Raw genomic sequence first — 16,573 nt, forward strand, 5'->3', positions numbered from 1 at the left:
ATTGATCTGGCATGTAGATTTACCTCAACGCCTCCGGTTGCCGCCGGGGGCGTTTTCGTTTCAGGCATGGATGTCCCAGCGCAGGGAGACAAAGGGCAACAGGTCGTCTTCGAGGCACGCGCGCGCAGCCTCGTAGGCATCGATTTGTTGGCCTTCGTCGACGATGATTGCTTGAGGGGCTTGGCAGGGAACTGACAATGCGCACCAGATGCCATCTCTCCATCGCATTACCATCACGTCCCGGTTCAGGCGTTTTTGCTCTGTGCGGTAACGTTCAAAACGCTGCATACCGCGTGATGAGAATCCGACTGTTCTGAGTACGGAAAAGGGCTGCAAAATGGCGTTGTTAGCGGCTCGATTTTTCATGCCGCCACCCTGTCTCGAGCTGCGATTCGTGCACGCGTCCAATCTAAAACTTCAGCCAGTACCCATGCGACGGGAGCGCTACGTGCGCTACTACCGCTTAGTTTTACTGGAAGTGGGAAGCCGCTATCCGCTTGCTGCATAAGTTTGTAAATCGTTGGACGTGCTAACCCGACTATGCCCATTACTTCCGGCATACGGATCAGAATCGCTGAAGGATCTGCAGCAGGATGACTGGTTCGCTTGGCGTTCAGATCGCTCGTTTCGTAAGAGCGGATTTCGGTGGGATTTGCGTACTTGCGGGTATGGTCTTTCATGGATAACCCCTGGTTATGGATACAGGGGTATCTATCTATACATTTATCTAGACGAAGAAAACCACTTTTCCCCTAGACCGATCAATGTGTATTCAATATGGGGGCAACGCAGGGTGAACGCGGCGGTTTAGTAATTGCGCAGCTAGCACTGGTCGATCAGGTGGCAGGCGTCAGCGACCTGTCCACGGCAGAGATCATAGAGCGGTTGCGCTGAGAGAGATTTGAGCAGGCCGCTGCTTAGCCGAATGCAATACGGTTTGGCGATCAGTCATTGCCAAGTGTCTCAGGCACTGTGTAACCGAAAGTCCCACGCCCTGCGCTTGAAGGGCGGAGCCAGCGAAGGTCGCTTGGTAGGCTCGGGCGAAAAACGCCTGCCCGCAGCACCTGAGCGCTGACTTTTGCGTTACACGTTGGGCCAGCGTTACATCGGATGTACGCTATGTCGCTCAACTGTGTAACGGGCGTTAAAGCCAATGAATCCGGGCACTTGGCGAGTGGCGTTACACGAGTAACACGCGTTACACCGGATTCAGAGGGGGGGCAGGGTAAGTGCTCTCACACGGCTTTCCCAAATTGACCTTGCACTACATTCCCGGCCTCTAGGGAATCGAGATGATCGGCGTACCACTGCATCATCTGTGTGCGTTGCTCAAGGTACTGAGCCTTGTTGTAAATCCCTCGAACACCTTGTGACTTGTGGCTAAGTTGGGCCTCGATATGGTCAGCTGGATATCCGTGCTCGTTAAGGATCGTGCTGGCGATATGGCGGAAGCCATGGCCGGTCTGGCGGCCCTCGTAACCAAGGCGTCTGAGTGCCATTAGGAATACGGTATCGCTGCGAGGTTTAGTGCGATCGCTTCTACCGGGAAATAGGAGTGGGTAAGCGCCGGTGAATTGCCGAAGTTCCAATAGTGCTTCGATTGCTTGAGTGCAAAGTGGTACCAGGTGCTCACGACCTTTCTTACGACCCTTGCGCTCGACTGGTACGGTCCACAGCTTCTTGTCGAAATCGAACTCTACCCATTGTGCTTCTCGGAGTTCGCTGGGGCGTACAGCCATCAGGGTCAACAGCCTCAGGCCGAGCTGAACATCTTTGGCGTGGGGGTAGGAGCGTATCGCTCGAAGTAACCCCGGAAGCTCCTCAGGGGAGACGTGGGCGTAGTTCTCTGCTTTTCCCGAGGACAGAAATTTATGCACGCCTTCCAACGGGTTGTTGACGGCTCTGCCGGTCACGCGAGCCAGGTCATATATATCTTTGCAGTAAGCCCTCACACGGCTCATCTGCTCCAGAATCCCCTGACGTTCAAGCCCTCTCAATAGCTCCATCCACTCCATCGACATGATAGAGGTGTAGGGGCGTTTACCGAGCGAGGGGAATACATGACGTTCGAGTGCGCCGAGTATTCTTTTGGCCGTACCAGCATCCCAGCCGCTCAGGCGAGACGTGTGCCACTCCCTTGCCAATGCTTCAAAGGTGTCGTTGGCCGCATCGATCTCGGCGGCTTGGCGGGCTTTCTTGGAGGTGATTGGGTTCTTACCTTCCGATGCGTCTGAGCGTAGATCAGCCGCTTTCTGTCGAGCGAAAGCGCCGCCTACTTCCGGGTAGCCGCCAAGACCAAGCCATGACCATTTGCCGTCTGGCTTCTTGTAGCGTAACTCCCAGGACTTTTGGCCGTTCGGCTTGACCCTGAAATACAACCCTGGGCTGTCTAGTTCGCGGTATGCCCCGGCCTCAGGCTCCAGGCTGGAAAGTGTAGTGTCAGCGAGAGGGCGCCGCTTGATATCGGTGCGTTTCATCCTTGTATGCCTTCAGTTCAATTATTTATGAAGCATACACGTGGGCATACACGGAGGGGAAGGATAGGGGTAGATAGAGGTGGACAGCCAGAAACAAGAAAGCCCGCACTAGGCGGGCTTCTTGAGGTGATTCATAGACTGCTGTAGACATCTATGGATCGGTACTTGGTGGCTACACAGGGACTTGAACCCCGGACCCCAGCATTATGAATGCTATGCTCTAACCAACTGAGCTATGTAGCCAAGTGGCGCGCATTATTCGCGTAGAACGGGAATGCGTCAAGTATTTATTTTGAATTTTTATCTACGCTTTCAACTGTTTAAGCGAAATCAGCGGATCGGGCGACGAGTGGTTCGCGATTCACGCTGCCGAGCCCCCGGAAAGTCTGATCGCGTCGGGCAGATATCCCTGCCGCCCAACGCGGGGCCTGACTTTAAGGATACGTCGAATTGTGAGTGGCGCGTTTAAGCTGCTCGCGTGCCCGTGACAGGCGAGAGCGAACGGTGCCGATAGGAATCGCCAGGGCGTCGGCCGTGTCCTGGTAACTACCGTCGGTTTCCAATGAGGCGTACAGCGTCTTGCGCATTTCCATCGGCAGGAGGTCAATGGCGCTCAGGGTCTTTTCCAGGCGTCGGTTGACCTCAAACTCCCAATCCAGGTTGTGGGTGTCTTCCTGGCCATGCCACAGCGACTCATCGAATTCGCAATGCACGGGTTTGGCGTACAGGCGCCGGAAGTGATTGCGTATCAGGTTCTGCGCGATACCGCACATCCACGTCGTAAGGCTGGCATTGCCGCTGAAACGCTCGCGGTTTCGCCAGGCTTCCAGGTACGTCAATTGCAGCAGATCGTCTGCGTCTTCCGGGTTGAGTACGCGCTTGTGAATGAAGCGCCGAAGTTTTTTTTGCTGATCGTCTGTCAGGTGAAGCATGAATTGAGGCGAGCTGCCAACCAGGTGCGCTAAAGCTTCAATAGGGATATTCATGATTTTTTCCTTGGTGTAGACGCAGTCGAAAGAGTGTCGACGGGAAGCCCGTTTGCACTGGCTGTGCCAAAGAAAAATTTCTATTAACCTATTGATTTATATATATAAATATCTTGTATTGATGCAGTTTTGTGCAGCGACTTGCATAGCGCCTTGAAGGCGCGTGCAAGTCTTTTCAAATTTGCCGTGCAAGCGTTTATCGATGGAACCGCAAGGGCTGGCATTGCCACACAGGGAAACACTCTTCCTGTTCAGGCCTGTCCATGAAAGTCGAATCCTCCCACGATGTGCACAAGGTCCAGCAGCCGGACCAGCCTGTTATCAGCCAGACCTCCTTTCAGGCACCCGTCAAGGGAATGGACGAGCTCGCTCATCTGTTCAACCAGGAAGTGGAACTCAACAGTCGCACGCTGAGCGAGAGGAAGATTGGCGTGCGCGTGCTCCCATCCGAACAGCTGGCGCAGTTTTATGACCAACTGGGTCATCCCGCCCAGGCAAGCCTGGCGAGCATTTCACGTCGCGTGCGATGGCAATTGCTGCAGCAACCCCATGTCGACAAATTGCTGGAACTCACTGGCGGGGACCCCGCACGCGCGTTCGTGGTGCTCAAGTATGTGGCGGCCCAGGCCGACAGTGAGGTGCGCCCCTCCGAAGCAGCCCTGGCGCGTGATGCCCTTGCCAAGCTGGAGGTCCGCTTCAAAGGGGAGATCCAGGCGGGCCTCAACATCGCCGTGGCGTTGCAGGCGGCCAGTGTCGACCCACAGGAGCGCCAGGCGCTGCGTTCGCTCTACTATGCCAGCGTGGTTACGCGTCAATCGTTGGCGTCGATGATGCAGGCGCTGCTGGGCGTGTACGGCGGCGAACGGTTTGCTGACGGGCTCAAGGTGATGCGAAAGGCGTTGGCGGACGACATCGCGGCCAAGGTGTCGTCAATGCCAACACCTCTGTTGCGCACCTTGTTGCTGGGGCTGCAAAGCTGTGGGCAGTTGGGTGGGGTGCTGGCGGGGTGTCACACGCTACGTCAACGCCTGGGCGTCGATCATGACGCGGTCGCCCTGTTGCAGCGTCTTTTGGGCTTCGCTGGCAGCGGTATCACTGCTGCTGAAATCCTGCGGTTCGGGGCTGATTTGCTGGGTGGTTCCAACGCCCAGCAATTGTTGGCCCTGAATGCGCTTTACCCTTTGGTCCAGCAACTGCCATTGGCGCTATGGCTCGATGGCCGAGTGCGTGAAGAAACCCTGCGTGGCTTCCTGGCGGTGATGGGGGAGCTGGACAGAGTGACACGTAGCCCTGCACGTTTTCCCGGTGAGCCGGGGGCCGTGGCGTGACTGCGCTGTCGGCCATCAACCGCATTTTGCTCAAGGTCGCGCAGCGCGCTGAAGTGCTGGGCGCCGTGGTGGTGATGGCCATCGTGTTCATCTTCATCGTGCCGCTGCCCACTTGGCTGGTGGACATTCTGATCGCAATCAACATCTGCATCTCGTGCCTGTTGATCGTATTGGCGCTCTACCTGCCGGGCCCCTTGGCGTTCTCTTCGTTCCCCTCGATCCTGTTGCTGACCACCATGTTCCGCCTGGCACTGTCGATTGCGACGACGCGCTTGATCCTGCTGGAGCAGGACGCGGGTGATATCGTCGAGGCTTTCGGCAATTTTGTGGTCGGCGGCAACCTGGCCGTGGGGATGGTGATCTTCCTGATCCTGACCCTGGTCAACTTCCTCGTGATCACCAAGGGGTCGGAGCGGGTGGCTGAGGTGGCGGCGCGTTTCAGCCTGGATGCGATGCCCGGCAAGCAGATGTCCATCGACAGTGACTTGCGTGCCGGCTTGATCGACGGCATGCAGGCACGGGACAAGCGCGAGCAATTGTCCCGTGAGAGTCAATTGTTCGGGGCCATGGACGGCGCGATGAAGTTCGTCAAGGGCGATGCCATCGCCGGTTTGATCATCGTCGTGGTGAACCTGCTGGGCGGGTTCTCCACGGGCATGTTCCAGCACGGTTTGAGCGCTGCCGATTCAATGGCGCTGTACTCGGTATTGACCATCGGCGACGGCCTGATTGCACAGATTCCGGCACTGCTGATCTCCCTCACCGCCGGCATGATCATCACCCGTGTTGCACCGGACGGGCGCAAGGGCATCACGAACATGGGCACCGAAATTGCCCGGCAGATGACCAGTGAACCCAAGAGTTGGATGATCGCTTCGGTGGGCATGCTCGCCTTTGCGGCGGTACCCGGCATGCCCACCGGCGTGTTTATCCTGATAGCGCTGATCACCGGCTCCCTGGGGTATTACCTGGTGCGCCAGCGCCAACGGCAGGAACAGCCCGCAGCTGAAGCGGCTGAAGCAGTGCGTCCCGAAGAGAACGGCCGTGAGGACCTGCGTGGGTTTGATCCGTCAAGGCCCTACCTGTTGCAGTTCTCCCCGGTACTGCGAGGAACGCCTGAGGTGACGGATCTTATTCACGCCATTCGCCAGGCCCGAAATGCGTTGGTCGCCAATATCGGCCTGACACTACCACCGTTCGAAGTGGAGCTCGATGACTCGCTGGCCGCCGACGAAATGCGCTTTTGTGTGCATGAGGTGCCGATGGTCAAGGCGTCGGTTGTCAGCCGGGTGGCGGTTGAACGCAAAGCTCTGGCGGTTGAACCTGCGCACGCCATGCCGGGGCTGGCAGAGCGCGATGAGCAGGCTTGGCTTTGGTTGGCGCCCGATGATCCGCTGCTGGATGACCCGCAGTTGGAGCGCTTTACCGCGTCGAGCCTGATCGTTGAGCGCATGAAGCAGGCCATGATGCTCAGCGGGCCGCAGTTCCTGGGGATCCAGGAGAGCAAATCGATCCTCAGTTGGCTGGAGCACAACCAGCCGGAATTGGTTCAGGAACTGCAGCGGATCATGCCGCTGTCGCGGTTTTCGGCGGTGTTGCAGCGGCTGGCCGGCGAGGGCGTGCCGTTGCGCGCGGTGCGGCTGATTGTCGAGTCGCTGATCGAATACGGTCAGCATGAGCGTGAACCGGATGCGCTGGCCGATTACGCACGCATTGCGCTTAAGGCACAGATCTACCATCAGTACAGCGAAGCCGACGGCCTGCATGCCTGGTTGCTATCGCCGCAGACCGAAAACGTCTTGCGTGAAGGGTTGCGCCAGACCCAGACCGGGGTGTTCTTCGCACTCGACGACGAACACAGCGCGGGGTTGGTCAACCTGCTCAATCAAGCCTTTTCCGTACGGCCCAAACGCAAAAGCGTGATGCTCGTTGCCCAGGACTTGCGTAGCCCCCTGCGCACGTTGTTGCTGGAGGAATTCAACCATGTACCGGTGCTGTCCTTTGCCGAGCTGGGCAGTACCTCCAAGGTCAAGGTGCTGGGGCGCTTTGACTTGGGCCAGGATGAGTTGATGCGGGGTGCGGCGGCATGACGGCGTGGCGATGTCCCGCACGGTGGGCTCGATGATGTTCGAGCTGCGTGTGCTGGATGGACAGCATCAGGGCGCGGCACTGCCCTTGTTCGGGGAGCACTGGAGCATCGGCGCCCACGCCGATGCAGACCTGGTGCTCAGCGATCCGGGCATCGCCCAGCAGCATGCCCGGCTGCGGCTCATCGACTCGAACTGGTCGGTGCAGGCCGAAGCGGGGCTGTTGCAGGGGGCGGATGGTCAGGTGTTGGCACAAATCGCTTACCTGGCACCGAACATGGCGTTTTCGGTAGGCGGCGTTCGGCTGTGCGTCACCTTGGCCGATGAGCCGTGGCCGCAGGCGCCTGCCCCCGTTCCGACTGCGTCGCCACAGACCGATGAGCCGGCGCAGATGCTTAAGTTATCGACCCTCTCGCATTCGCAGCAAAAGCGCCTGTTGACCCTGGTGCTGGTCGTAACGGTCGTCTTCATCGGCGTGGGCATGGTCTCCACTGGAGAGCCTGAAGCCCAGGCGTCCCTGATGCCGCCGGTGGTGCACAAACTGGAACTGGCCTCGCCGTTTGAAGTGCGCCAACAGTTGTTGAAGATGCTCAGCGAACGTGAGTTGAGCCCACGCATTGATTTGCAGGTGATCAATGGGCAGGTCGCGCTCAGTGGGGACGTCTCGCAGGAGGATGTAGAGCTGGTGGCACGCATGCTCAGCCGTTTTGGCGAGCAATTCGACAGCGCGGTGCCCGTCATCAGCCGTGTGCGTGCGCGTGATGGAACCTTGCCGTTCAAGATTGTGCAGATCGTGGGTGGGCCCAATGGCCATGTGGTCCTGGAGGAGGGCCGGCGGCTTTTTGTCGGCGATGAACTGGACGGCCTGCGCCTGGTGCTGATCGACAACAGCAAGGTGGTTTTCGATGGCGTACAGCGTTATGAGGTGCGGTGGTGAACCCGCAGTTGCAAGCGCGTCTCGACGCCTGGCAGCAGCGCCAGGCCCAGTCGCTGGCCACCTTCGCGCCTGTGACGATGCGAGGTCGCATCCAGCGTGTAAATGGCATGTTGCTGCAGTGTCGGCTGCCCCAGGCGCGTATCGGTGATTTGTGCCAGGTCGAGAAAAAACCCGGCGACTACATGCTCGCCGAGATCATCGGCTTCGATCAGCAGGACGCGGTGCTCAGTGCGCTGGGCAACCTGGAAGGCGTGCAGGTGGGCGCCGGCGTGGAGCGCCTGGGGGTGTCGCATCGGGTGCAGGTCAGCGAGGCATTGCTGGGCCAAGTACTGGATGGTTTCGGGCGACCGATCACGGGAGAAGGCCCCAGTGCGTTCGTCGAGGCCGACTTGCCAGAGACCAGTGCAGTGTTGTGTGAGGCGCCGTTGCCCACCGAACGGCCACGGATCAGCCGTGCATTGGCCACCGGGGTACGTTCGATCGATGGCCTGCTGACGCTGGGTGAAGGCCAGCGCGTGGGCCTGTTTGCCGGGGCAGGGTGCGGCAAGACCACCCTGCTGGCCGAGATCGCCCGTAACGTGGAGTGTGACGTCATCGTGTTCGGCCTGATCGGCGAACGGGGCCGGGAGCTGCGCGAATTCCTCGATCATGAACTCGACGAGCAACTGCGCGCCAAGGCGGTTCTGGTGTGTGCCACGTCCGACCGTTCGAGCATGGAGCGGGCGCGAGCGGCATTTACGGCGACGGCATTGGCGGAAGGTTATCGGCGCAAGGGACTGCGCGTGTTGTTGTTGATCGACTCCCTGACCCGCTTTGCCAGGGCGCAGCGCGAAATCGGCCTGGCCGCCGGCGAACCCCTTGGTCGCGGTGGTCTGCCGCCCTCGGTTTACAGCCTGCTGCCGCGGCTGGTGGAGCGCGCGGGGTTGACCCGTGAAGGCGTGATCACCGCGATCTATACCGTGTTGATCGAGCAGGACTCCATGAACGACCCGGTGGCTGATGAAGTTCGCTCGTTGCTCGACGGCCATATCGTGCTGTCCCGCAAGTTGGCCGAGCGTGGGCACTACCCTGCGGTGGACGTACTGGCGAGCCTGTCGCGGATCCTGGGCAACGTTGCCGAGCCCGCGGATATCCAGGCGGGTACGGCGTTGCGACGCCTGCTGTCGGCCTATCAGCAGATCGAGCTGATGCTCAAGTTGGGCGAATACCAGCCGGGAAGCGATGCCTTGACTGACCTGGCAGTGGACAGTCGCCAGGCTGTCGATCGTTTCTTGCGCCAGGACTTGCGTGAGCCTTCACCGATGGCGGTCACGCTGGCGCAACTCAAGGAGCTGACCGCCTATGTCCCCTTCTGACGAGCTGCTCGGTGAAGTGGAAACGCTGCGACGGCTACGTCGACATCGAGCGGACCGGGCTGAGCGCGCCCTGCGTGAAGCGAAGCGGGCGCAGCAGGCGCTGCTTGCCCATATCCGCGAGGCTCAGGATGCACTTGAGCAAATCCGACAGGAAGAGGCGCTGCAAAGCGCCCAGTTGCTCGACCAGCACCAGGGGCAGGTGCTGACGCTGCAGGCCTTGAAATCCTGGGGCGCGCAGGAGCGCACCTTGTCTGCCAATACCCGGCGAGGCATGGGCCAATTGGAGACGTTGCAAGGCCAGCAGCAAGAGACGAGAACCCGTGTCGGCAGTGCCCAGAAGCAGGTGACTGAATGCCTGCGGCAGGTGGAAAAACTTCAAGAGTTATCCCTTTTACTGACGCAGGAGCCGACATGACCCAGGTTTCAGATAAACCGGCAGAACGTCCACGCCTGCACGAAGCGCGAGAAGAACGAGAGCCGGGAATGGCAGGCGCGGTGCCCGCAGAGTTGACGCGGTTGTTTGCTCAGTTCTGGGCTGCTGACGATGACGTGGCAGGCGCGCGGGGCGGCGGGGTGGCAACGAAGACGGCGGACGGTGCCGCCATGATCGAGGCGCTCGTCGACCAACTGGCGCCGCGTCTGCAGGCCGCTTCGCAGTGGCCGCTCAATGCCGTCCTGTACTTGCCCCGCCTGGGGCGGATCAATGCGAGCGTGCGCCGCGAACAGGGGGCCTGGAGTATCGATCTGGAGGCGCAAGAGGAGTCGACGGCGCGCTGGCTCAGCGGCATGCGGCAACAGTGTGAGGGCCGGCTCGCGGACACGCTCGGGCAGCCGGTCAGCCTGTGTCTGCCCTCTGTCGGTTGCGCATGATAGTGCCGTTGCTGACGTTGCCGTTGGTCAAGGGCGTCACGGTGGCGGCGCGACGTCGATTGGGGCGTGGCCTGTGCCTGGCGTTCCAGGTGGCTGGGCAGCGCGGCCAGTTGCGGCTCGAACCTGGACGTGCGCCAGCAGGTGGCGAAGCGGTATGCGTCGAAACCGCGTGCGGTGTGCTGGCGCTCGCCGAAGCCGGGCCGTTGCTCAGCCTGTTGGGCGAGTGCCCGGTCGCGTTGGCCCCGTGCGGTAACGATCCGGATTCCTGGTTCTGGGCATTGTTCCAGCTTCACCTGAGCCCGCAGGTGAGGTCGCTGTTGGGCTATGTGCGCTTGCTGGGCATCGACCCGCCCAAGGCGTTTGGCTGCCGACTCAGTGTGGCCCTGGGCAAAACACGGGTGGAGGGGTATGTGTGGCTGGCCCCCGAGAGCTTCTTGGCGCTGTGCGATGCCGGGCCGTGGCGGGCGATTGCCGGGCCGATGACGGCATCATTCCGGTTGTCGATTGCGGTGACCCTTGGGCGTTTGCGCTTGCCGATCGCGCAGGCACGCAGCCTGCGCGCGGGAGATGTGCTGGTGCTTGAACAGACGTTCTTTCTTGCCCAGGGCAGCGGCTACGTACAGGTTGGCACTCAGCGATTGCATGGGTGCATTGACGATGACAGCGGGCCGCTGTGCCTGACCCTTACTTCAATCGAGGAAACCTCTGTGGACGAAGATTTCATAGCCCCCCACCACGCTGGAGACGAGGGCGATGAACCTGTAGTGGACGTATTCGGCCATGAGCCATTCGATGAGCTGATGATGGCGTTGAACGTACGCTGCGGCACCTTGAACCTTACCCTGGGCGAGTTGCGCAACCTTGCGCCCGGCGCGGTGCTGGGCATTGCCGGTTACGCGCCGGGCATGGCAGGTCTCTATTACGGCGACCGACCGATTGGCCAGGGACAGTTGGTGGAAGTCGATGGGCGCCTGGGGTTGCAACTGTCCCGCGTGATGTTCGGCCAATGATACTCCAGGGGTTGGACCCCTTGGTCCTGGCGGTCTTTCTGGCGGCATTATCATTGATGCCCATGCTGTTGATCGTCTGCACGGCGTTCCTGAAAATCGTGATTGTGCTGATGATCACGCGTAACGCTATCGGTGTGCAGCAGGTGCCGCCGAGCATGGCCATCAATGGCATCGCGCTTGCGGCCACGCTCTTTATCATGGCACCGGTGGGGTACGAAATCGCCGAGAGCGTCAACGCCTCGCCTCTGGACATGAGCAACGTGCAAGCGCTCCTGCAATCGGGCAACGAAGCCATCAAACCGTTGCGCGCCTTCATGCTGCGCAACATTGATCCGGATGTGCTCACGCACCTGCTAGAGAACACCGCACGCCTGTGGCCCGCGCAAATGGCGCGGGAAGTGCAGCGCGAAGACTTGATACTGCTGATCCCGGCGTTTGTGCTATCGCAACTGCAAGCGGGGTTTGAGATCGGCTTTCTGATCTACATCCCTTTCATCGTCATCGACCTGATTGTCTCCAACTTGCTGCTGGCGCTGGGCATGCAAATGGTCTCGCCGATGACCATTTCCCTGCCGCTCAAACTGCTGTTGTTCGTGATGGTGTCCGGCTGGTCGCGGTTGCTCGACAGCCTGTTCCTTTCCTATCTCTGAGTGGCTTATGGAACCGATCGTGCTGTTCAAGCAAGGCATGTTGCTGGTGGTGGTGTTGTCGGCACCGCCGTTGATCGTGGCGGTGGTGGTGGGCGTACTGACGTCCCTGGTACAGGCGCTGATGCAGGTGCAGGACCAGACGCTGCCGTTTGGCATCAAGCTGGTGGCGGTGGGCATCACGCTGATCATGACCGGCCGATGGATTGGCGTGGAGTTGATCCAATTGATCAACCTGACCTTCGACATGATCGGCCGCTCGGCCCTGAACTGAGGTCCTGCCCGTGCTGATTTATCTCGAGTATCTGCCCAGCCTGTTGATCGGCATGGCGCGGATCTACCCCTGCGGGATCCTGGTGGCGGCGTTCTGTTTTCAGCATATACGTGGCATGCCCAGGCATACGATCGTGATGGTCATGGCATTGGTGCCTGCACCGGCTATTCATGCGGCGCTAGCCGGCCAGGACTATTCAGCAATGCTGCTGGGGGCGCTGGTGCTCAAGGAAGCGGCCCTGGGCATTCTGCTGGGCGTGCTGCTGGCGATGCCATTCTGGATGTTCGAGTCAGTGGGGGCGCTGCTGGATAATCAGCGCGGCGCCTTGGCTGGCGGCCAGCTCAACCCCTCGTTGGGACCGGATGCGACGCCGATCGGGCACTTGTTCAAGCAGCTTGCGATTTTCCTGCTGATGGTCAGCCTTGGGTTGGGGACGTTGACCCAGGTGATCTGGGACAGCTACCTGATCTGGCCTCCCACGGTGTGGTTTCCACTGCCGACGGCGAATGGAATGAACGTGTTTATCGACCTGCTGGGCGATACCTTCACCCACATGATGCTCTACGCCGCGCCCTTTATCGCGGTGTTGCTGTTGCTGGAGTTCGGTATCGCGTTACTGGGGGTCTACAGCCAGCAATTGCAGGTAAGCACGCTGGCGCCACCGGTCAAATGCCTGGCGGGTATCGGTATTCTGCTGCTGTACTTCGCGCTGCTGCAGGACCTGATTGTCGGGCGCATGGGCTTGCTGGGCGACCTGAAGCATTCGCTGAGACTCTTGATCAAGGTGGCAAGCCCATGAGTGATTCCGGCGAAAAGAAGCACCCGGCTTCAGCCAAGAAACTGCGTGACCAACGCAAGAAAGGCCAGGTTGCCCAAAGCCAGGATGTTGCAAAGCTGCTGGTGCTGACGGCGATCAGTGAGATTGCCTTGTTCACCGCCGAGACCAGCCTGCAACGCTTCCAGCAATTGATGCTGCTGCCGATGTCACGCCTGACGCAACCCTTTGCGCGAGCGCTGGAAGAAGTGCTGTTTGAGGGGCTGGTGATGTTTTTCTCATTTGCCTTGTTGATGGCCGGGGTCGCGATTGCCACCAAGCTGATCAGCAGTTGGATGCAGTTCGGGTTGCTGTTTGCACCGCAGACCCTGCAGCTGGATTTCAATCGCCTCAATCCGGTCAGCCAAATCAAGCAAATGTTCTCTGCCCAGCAGTTGATGAACCTATTGATGAGTGTCGTGAAGGCAGCACTTATCGGGTTGATCCTGTATGTCGTGATCCGTCCTTCATTGGGCACGCTGATCAACCTGGCCACCAGTGATCTGCAAAGTTACCTGCTGGCGTTGATTGCGCTGTTTCGTCACCTGCTGCATGTCTGTCTTGGCATGCTGCTGGTGCTGGCGCTCATCGACCTGGTACTGGTAAAGCACTTCTTTGCCAAGCGCATGCGCATGACCCAAGTGGAGGTCGTCAAAGAGTACAAGGACATGGAAGGTGACCCCCATGTCAAGGGACAACGGCGCTCGCTGGCGTATCAATTGGCCCAGGAAGAACCCAAGGTCAAGTTGCCCAAGTTGGAGGAGGCCGACATGCTGGTGGTCAACCCGACCCACTTTGCTGTTGCCTTGTATTACCGCCCGGGTAAAACGCCGCTGCCGTTACTGGTCGACAAGGGCACGGATGCCGAGGCCCGCAAGCTGATCCAGCGCGCCAAGGCCGCCGAGGTGCCGGTGATCCAGTGCGTATGGCTGGCCCGCACGCTCTACACGAAAAAACGGGGGGCAAGCATCCCCCGCGAAACCTTGCAGGCGGTGGCGCTGATTTACCGCACCTTGCGCGAGCTCGATGCTGATGCCAAGCGCGAAACCCTCGAACTGCCGGAGCTTGAGCAGCGTTGATCAGCGGCCTGAACCCGTATCCAGGGCTTGCAGGTTTGCCAGTGTCAGCATCCGGCTGAGGACCTTGTCGCGTGCGCTGTGCAGTGCCGGCAGCGCGTGCCAGATCACCAGGGCGTTCTGGGCGTCGAGGTAAATAAAGCAGCCGTCGAACGCCAACGCTTGCTCAAAGCGTCGCTCCAGCACGCGCTGCAATTGCCCGGCCTGCAACGCTTCACGAGCGACGTGCAGGGCAAGCCCCGGGCAATTTCCAGCGTTCAGTGCGCCTACCTTGATACCGGGCGCGAGGGACAGGTGAGCGGCAGTGCCGCTCACCAGGTCGTCCAGGAATGCCTGGCGTCGATCGTCGGGCATACCTTGAATCTTCACCGTTCCAGCGACACTGTCTGGTAATCCGGCCGCTCGCCGGCGGGCCCAGGTTCGACGCGCATCTGCGGCGGCCACCAGATCACCATCTTGTCCTGGGTCGACTGTGGGCGTGAGCATGAATCACCTTTGCAGGTGGGTGTACAACCGGCGAGGTGCAGGACTGCGAAGATCAGGGGGACGTACAACAAGCTGTGTGTCATGGCGTGGCCTTCCGGGCTGGAGTGATCAAGGAGGGGCGGGGCACGCTGAGGTGTTCGTCTTTCACCACCGGACGCATGGCGATAAACACCTCGGCTTCTTCGCCTGGCTTGAGCCAGGCGCGCGGCCACACGGTGACCGCCAGGGTCTGCGAGTTGCTGCACTCTTTTTCGTCGATCCGTACGTTGCGCTTGAACTGGTTGCGCAACACCACGACCGCCACGTTGTAATGCGGGCCTGCGTACCACTGGCTGCGCTCGGTATTGAGCGCCAGCAAGTCACGGGTGCTGCACAAGCTGTTCAGTCCCAGAGGCATTGGCGCCGAGTTGAACGCTTTGGGCACTTCCCCGCTGACCATACGTGCCAGGGTGCCGATGATGTCACTGCGCTTGATCACCGGTTCGTGCGGTGAAATCCGCCTGGCCAGCGGTGTGAGGGCGGCTTGCAACTCGGCCTGGTCGGCCTGCGGCAAATAGCGAGACGGGTCGTCCTGGTCCCCAATAACGCGGGGTGTGAGGATAAACAGGCGTTCACGTCGATTGTTCTGGCGCTCCGTCGAGGAAAACAGTGCCTTGCCCAGCAGGGGAATATCGCCCAGCAGGGGAATCTTTCTTTGTTTGTCGGTGCTTTCGGTGACATGGAACCCGCCGACCACCAGCGAGCGCTTTTCCGCCATCACGGCTTGGGTGCTGACTTTGCCGCGGCGTACATCAAGGTGGTTGGGGTCAGGGTTGGTCGCGTCGAAATTGCCATCTTCAATGTCCACTGCCAAATGGATCTGGTGACCGCCGCGGCTGGTGGTGACCCTGGGCACGACCTGAAAACTGGTGCCCACGGTGACGGGTAGAATGGTTGCGTTTTCGCTGCCTGGAGTGAGGTACTGGGTGCGGTTGAAATCGATCACCGCCGGTTGGTTTTCCAGGGTCAGCACCGATGGGTTCGACACCATGGTTGCCAGTCCCTTCTCTTCCAGCGCGCGGATGTCGGCGTAGAAACGGTCGCGGTTTTCAATCGACAACTGCGACGATGTGCCGGGTGCCATGTTGACGCCGCCCCGGAAGCGGCTGTTCTGGAAACCCCAGTTCACCCCGAATTCGCGCAATTGCGTACGCTCGATGTCGAGTATGATCGCGTCGATTTCGATCAACTTTCGCGCAACGTCGAGCTGGGTGATCAGTTCGCGGTACATCGCCTGGCGTTCCGGCAGGTCATAGATGAGCACGGCGTTATTGCGCACATCGGCTTCGACGCGGATCCGGCTGGCGGGTACCGGTGCTCTCGGCGTCAATGCGGGGGCTGCGTCCACTGGCCCGGTGTTGCCCTGTGTACCGAGCATTTGGCCCAGTAGCGGGTTGCCCAGTCGCGGCACATTGGGCGTGAGAGGCGCGGGTTGAGATGATGGGCGTGGGTTCAGCCCCGTGAGCGTAGAGGCAGCGCGTGGTTCCAGCAGCCCGCGTAAAATGCTGGCGACACCCGGAATGTTGAGTTTTTCTCCGCGGTAATCCACCTGGCGGTCCGTCGCATTGGCAAACTTCAACGGGTAACTCAACACGCTCTGTTTTTCGTCCGGTGAGCGGCGCTGGCTGCTGAACTGCTTGATCTGTTCGATATAGCGCTTGGGGCCGGAGACGAGTACGACCCCGTCTTCGGGCAACTCGCCCCATCCGAAACGGCTATCGAGCAGGCCGATATCGGTCAGCGCCTGCTTGAGGTCGGAAATCGTTTCTGATGAGACCTCCAGGCGTGCTGACTCCTGCTGATCCAGCGTGCTGATGTAGAGCGTGTTGTTATACAGGTACCACTGGAAACGGTGCTCGACACCTAGCCTGTCCAACAGGGACTGCGGGGTGTTCGCGCGGATCTTGCCGTTGACGTCCCCTTCCAGCAGGCCCTCGATTTGCAATTGCGTGCCAAAGGTCTGGGCGAAGTCTTCGAGGACTTCCCGCAGTGGTTTGTGTTCGGCCTCATAGGCGTAGGCGGTGTTTTTCCATTCCGGGGGAATGGCGGCCAGGACGCTTTGCGCGGGCATCAGCAACCAGGGGAGTGTGAACAGGCAACGCCAGGTGGCAAGCCTTGACGATGTTCCGGGCAAGGCAGTAGGCATGCGGTTATAACGGTGGGTCTTGTTGTACATAGAGTTCTCTG

At 60.0% G+C, this 16,573-nt stretch carries 18 protein-coding genes and 1 tRNA gene; 11 read left to right on the forward strand and 8 right to left on the reverse strand.

The window, feature by feature from the left end; genetic code table 11:
- Window positions 1–60 precede the first annotated feature (60 nt).
- The 5 genes from ATH90_RS03735 to ATH90_RS03755 all read right to left on the reverse strand — a co-directional run bounded on the left by ATH90_RS03735 (window position 61) and on the right by ATH90_RS03755 (window position 3,463).
- Complete coding sequence (locus tag ATH90_RS03735; RefSeq protein WP_098465735.1) at window positions 61–366, reverse strand: hypothetical protein; 306 nt, start codon at window positions 364–366, stop codon at window positions 61–63.
- A complete protein-coding gene (locus ATH90_RS03740) occupies window positions 363–680 on the reverse strand; it encodes a helix-turn-helix transcriptional regulator (protein WP_098465736.1) in 318 nt (105 codons plus the stop codon). The genes ATH90_RS03735 and ATH90_RS03740 overlap by 4 nt, the downstream gene beginning before the upstream one ends.
- 555 nt (window positions 681–1,235) lie before the next feature.
- Window positions 1,236–2,477, reverse strand: a complete 1,242-nt coding sequence (locus tag ATH90_RS03745) for a tyrosine-type recombinase/integrase (protein ID WP_098465737.1) — start codon at window positions 2,475–2,477, stop codon at window positions 1,236–1,238.
- Between the two features lie 166 nt (window positions 2,478–2,643).
- Window positions 2,644–2,720 (reverse strand) — tRNA-Met (locus ATH90_RS03750).
- A 191-nt stretch (window positions 2,721–2,911) separates the two neighbouring features.
- On the reverse strand, window positions 2,912–3,463 hold the full coding sequence (locus ATH90_RS03755) for an RNA polymerase sigma factor (protein WP_034101981.1): 552 nt from the start codon (window positions 3,461–3,463) through the stop codon (window positions 2,912–2,914).
- Between the two features lie 263 nt (window positions 3,464–3,726).
- Here ATH90_RS03755 and ATH90_RS03760 point away from each other — a divergent pair, with 263 nt between their 5' ends.
- Genes ATH90_RS03760 through sctU form a run of 11 tightly spaced genes read left to right on the forward strand, consistent with a single transcriptional unit; the run spans window position 3,727 to window position 13,864 of the window.
- Entirely contained in the window at window positions 3,727–4,791 is a 1,065-nt protein-coding gene (locus ATH90_RS03760) for an HrpJ domain-containing protein (RefSeq protein ID WP_098465738.1), read from the forward strand.
- Window positions 4,788–6,881, forward strand: coding sequence for a type III secretion system export apparatus subunit SctV (gene sctV, locus ATH90_RS03765; RefSeq protein ID WP_069021634.1), 2,094 nt, complete (start codon window positions 4,788–4,790; stop codon window positions 6,879–6,881). Before ATH90_RS03760 ends, sctV begins: the two co-directional genes overlap by 4 nt.
- 34 nt (window positions 6,882–6,915) lie before the next feature.
- Entirely contained in the window at window positions 6,916–7,815 is a 900-nt protein-coding gene (locus tag ATH90_RS03770) for an FHA domain-containing protein (protein ID WP_098467641.1), read from the forward strand.
- A complete protein-coding gene (locus tag ATH90_RS03775) occupies window positions 7,812–9,170 on the forward strand; it encodes a FliI/YscN family ATPase (RefSeq protein WP_034102483.1) in 1,359 nt (452 codons plus the stop codon). Before ATH90_RS03770 ends, ATH90_RS03775 begins: the two co-directional genes overlap by 4 nt.
- Complete coding sequence (gene sctO / locus ATH90_RS03780) at window positions 9,157–9,585, forward strand: type III secretion system stalk subunit SctO (protein ID WP_034101987.1); 429 nt, start codon at window positions 9,157–9,159, stop codon at window positions 9,583–9,585. Before ATH90_RS03775 ends, sctO begins: the two co-directional genes overlap by 14 nt.
- Window positions 9,582–10,040 (forward strand): type III secretion system HrpP C-terminal domain-containing protein, encoded by a 459-nt coding sequence (locus ATH90_RS03785; protein ID WP_098465739.1) that lies wholly within the window; start codon window positions 9,582–9,584, stop codon window positions 10,038–10,040. The genes sctO and ATH90_RS03785 overlap by 4 nt, the downstream gene beginning before the upstream one ends.
- Window positions 10,037–11,050, forward strand: a complete 1,014-nt coding sequence (locus ATH90_RS03790) for a FliM/FliN family flagellar motor switch protein (RefSeq protein ID WP_098465740.1) — start codon at window positions 10,037–10,039, stop codon at window positions 11,048–11,050. The genes ATH90_RS03785 and ATH90_RS03790 overlap by 4 nt, the downstream gene beginning before the upstream one ends.
- Window positions 11,047–11,700 (forward strand): type III secretion system export apparatus subunit SctR, encoded by a 654-nt coding sequence (sctR, locus tag ATH90_RS03795; protein WP_034101994.1) that lies wholly within the window; start codon window positions 11,047–11,049, stop codon window positions 11,698–11,700. Before ATH90_RS03790 ends, sctR begins: the two co-directional genes overlap by 4 nt.
- A gap of 7 nt (window positions 11,701–11,707) precedes the next feature.
- Window positions 11,708–11,971, forward strand: coding sequence for a type III secretion system export apparatus subunit SctS (sctS, locus tag ATH90_RS03800; RefSeq protein WP_016977094.1), 264 nt, complete (start codon window positions 11,708–11,710; stop codon window positions 11,969–11,971).
- A gap of 10 nt (window positions 11,972–11,981) precedes the next feature.
- The gene (sctT, locus tag ATH90_RS03805; protein ID WP_098465741.1) at window positions 11,982–12,770 is read left to right on the forward strand and encodes a type III secretion system export apparatus subunit SctT; all 789 of its coding nucleotides are present in this window, start codon (window positions 11,982–11,984) and stop codon (window positions 12,768–12,770) included.
- Window positions 12,767–13,864 carry a type III secretion system export apparatus subunit SctU gene (gene sctU, locus ATH90_RS03810; RefSeq protein ID WP_034101998.1) on the forward strand — a complete coding sequence of 366 codons (1,098 nt, stop codon included), beginning with the start codon at window positions 12,767–12,769 and terminating at the stop codon, window positions 13,862–13,864. The genes sctT and sctU overlap by 4 nt, the downstream gene beginning before the upstream one ends.
- Here the strand turns inward: sctU and ATH90_RS03815 are convergent, their stop codons facing one another.
- Genes ATH90_RS03815 through sctC form a run of 3 tightly spaced genes read right to left on the reverse strand, consistent with a single transcriptional unit; the run spans window position 13,865 to window position 16,562 of the window.
- Complete coding sequence (locus ATH90_RS03815; RefSeq protein WP_034101999.1) at window positions 13,865–14,215, reverse strand: hypothetical protein; 351 nt, start codon at window positions 14,213–14,215, stop codon at window positions 13,865–13,867.
- Between the two features lie 11 nt (window positions 14,216–14,226).
- Entirely contained in the window at window positions 14,227–14,430 is a 204-nt protein-coding gene (gene hrpT / locus ATH90_RS03820) for an HrpT family type III secretion system protein (protein WP_098465742.1), read from the reverse strand.
- Entirely contained in the window at window positions 14,427–16,562 is a 2,136-nt protein-coding gene (gene sctC / locus ATH90_RS03825) for a type III secretion system outer membrane ring subunit SctC (RefSeq protein ID WP_034102001.1), read from the reverse strand. Before sctC ends, hrpT begins: the two co-directional genes overlap by 4 nt.
- Window positions 16,563–16,573: the final 11 nt, after the last annotated feature.

This window comes from Pseudomonas lurida, from assembly GCF_002563895.1.
Lineage (GTDB): Bacteria > Pseudomonadota > Gammaproteobacteria > Pseudomonadales > Pseudomonadaceae > Aquipseudomonas > Aquipseudomonas lurida.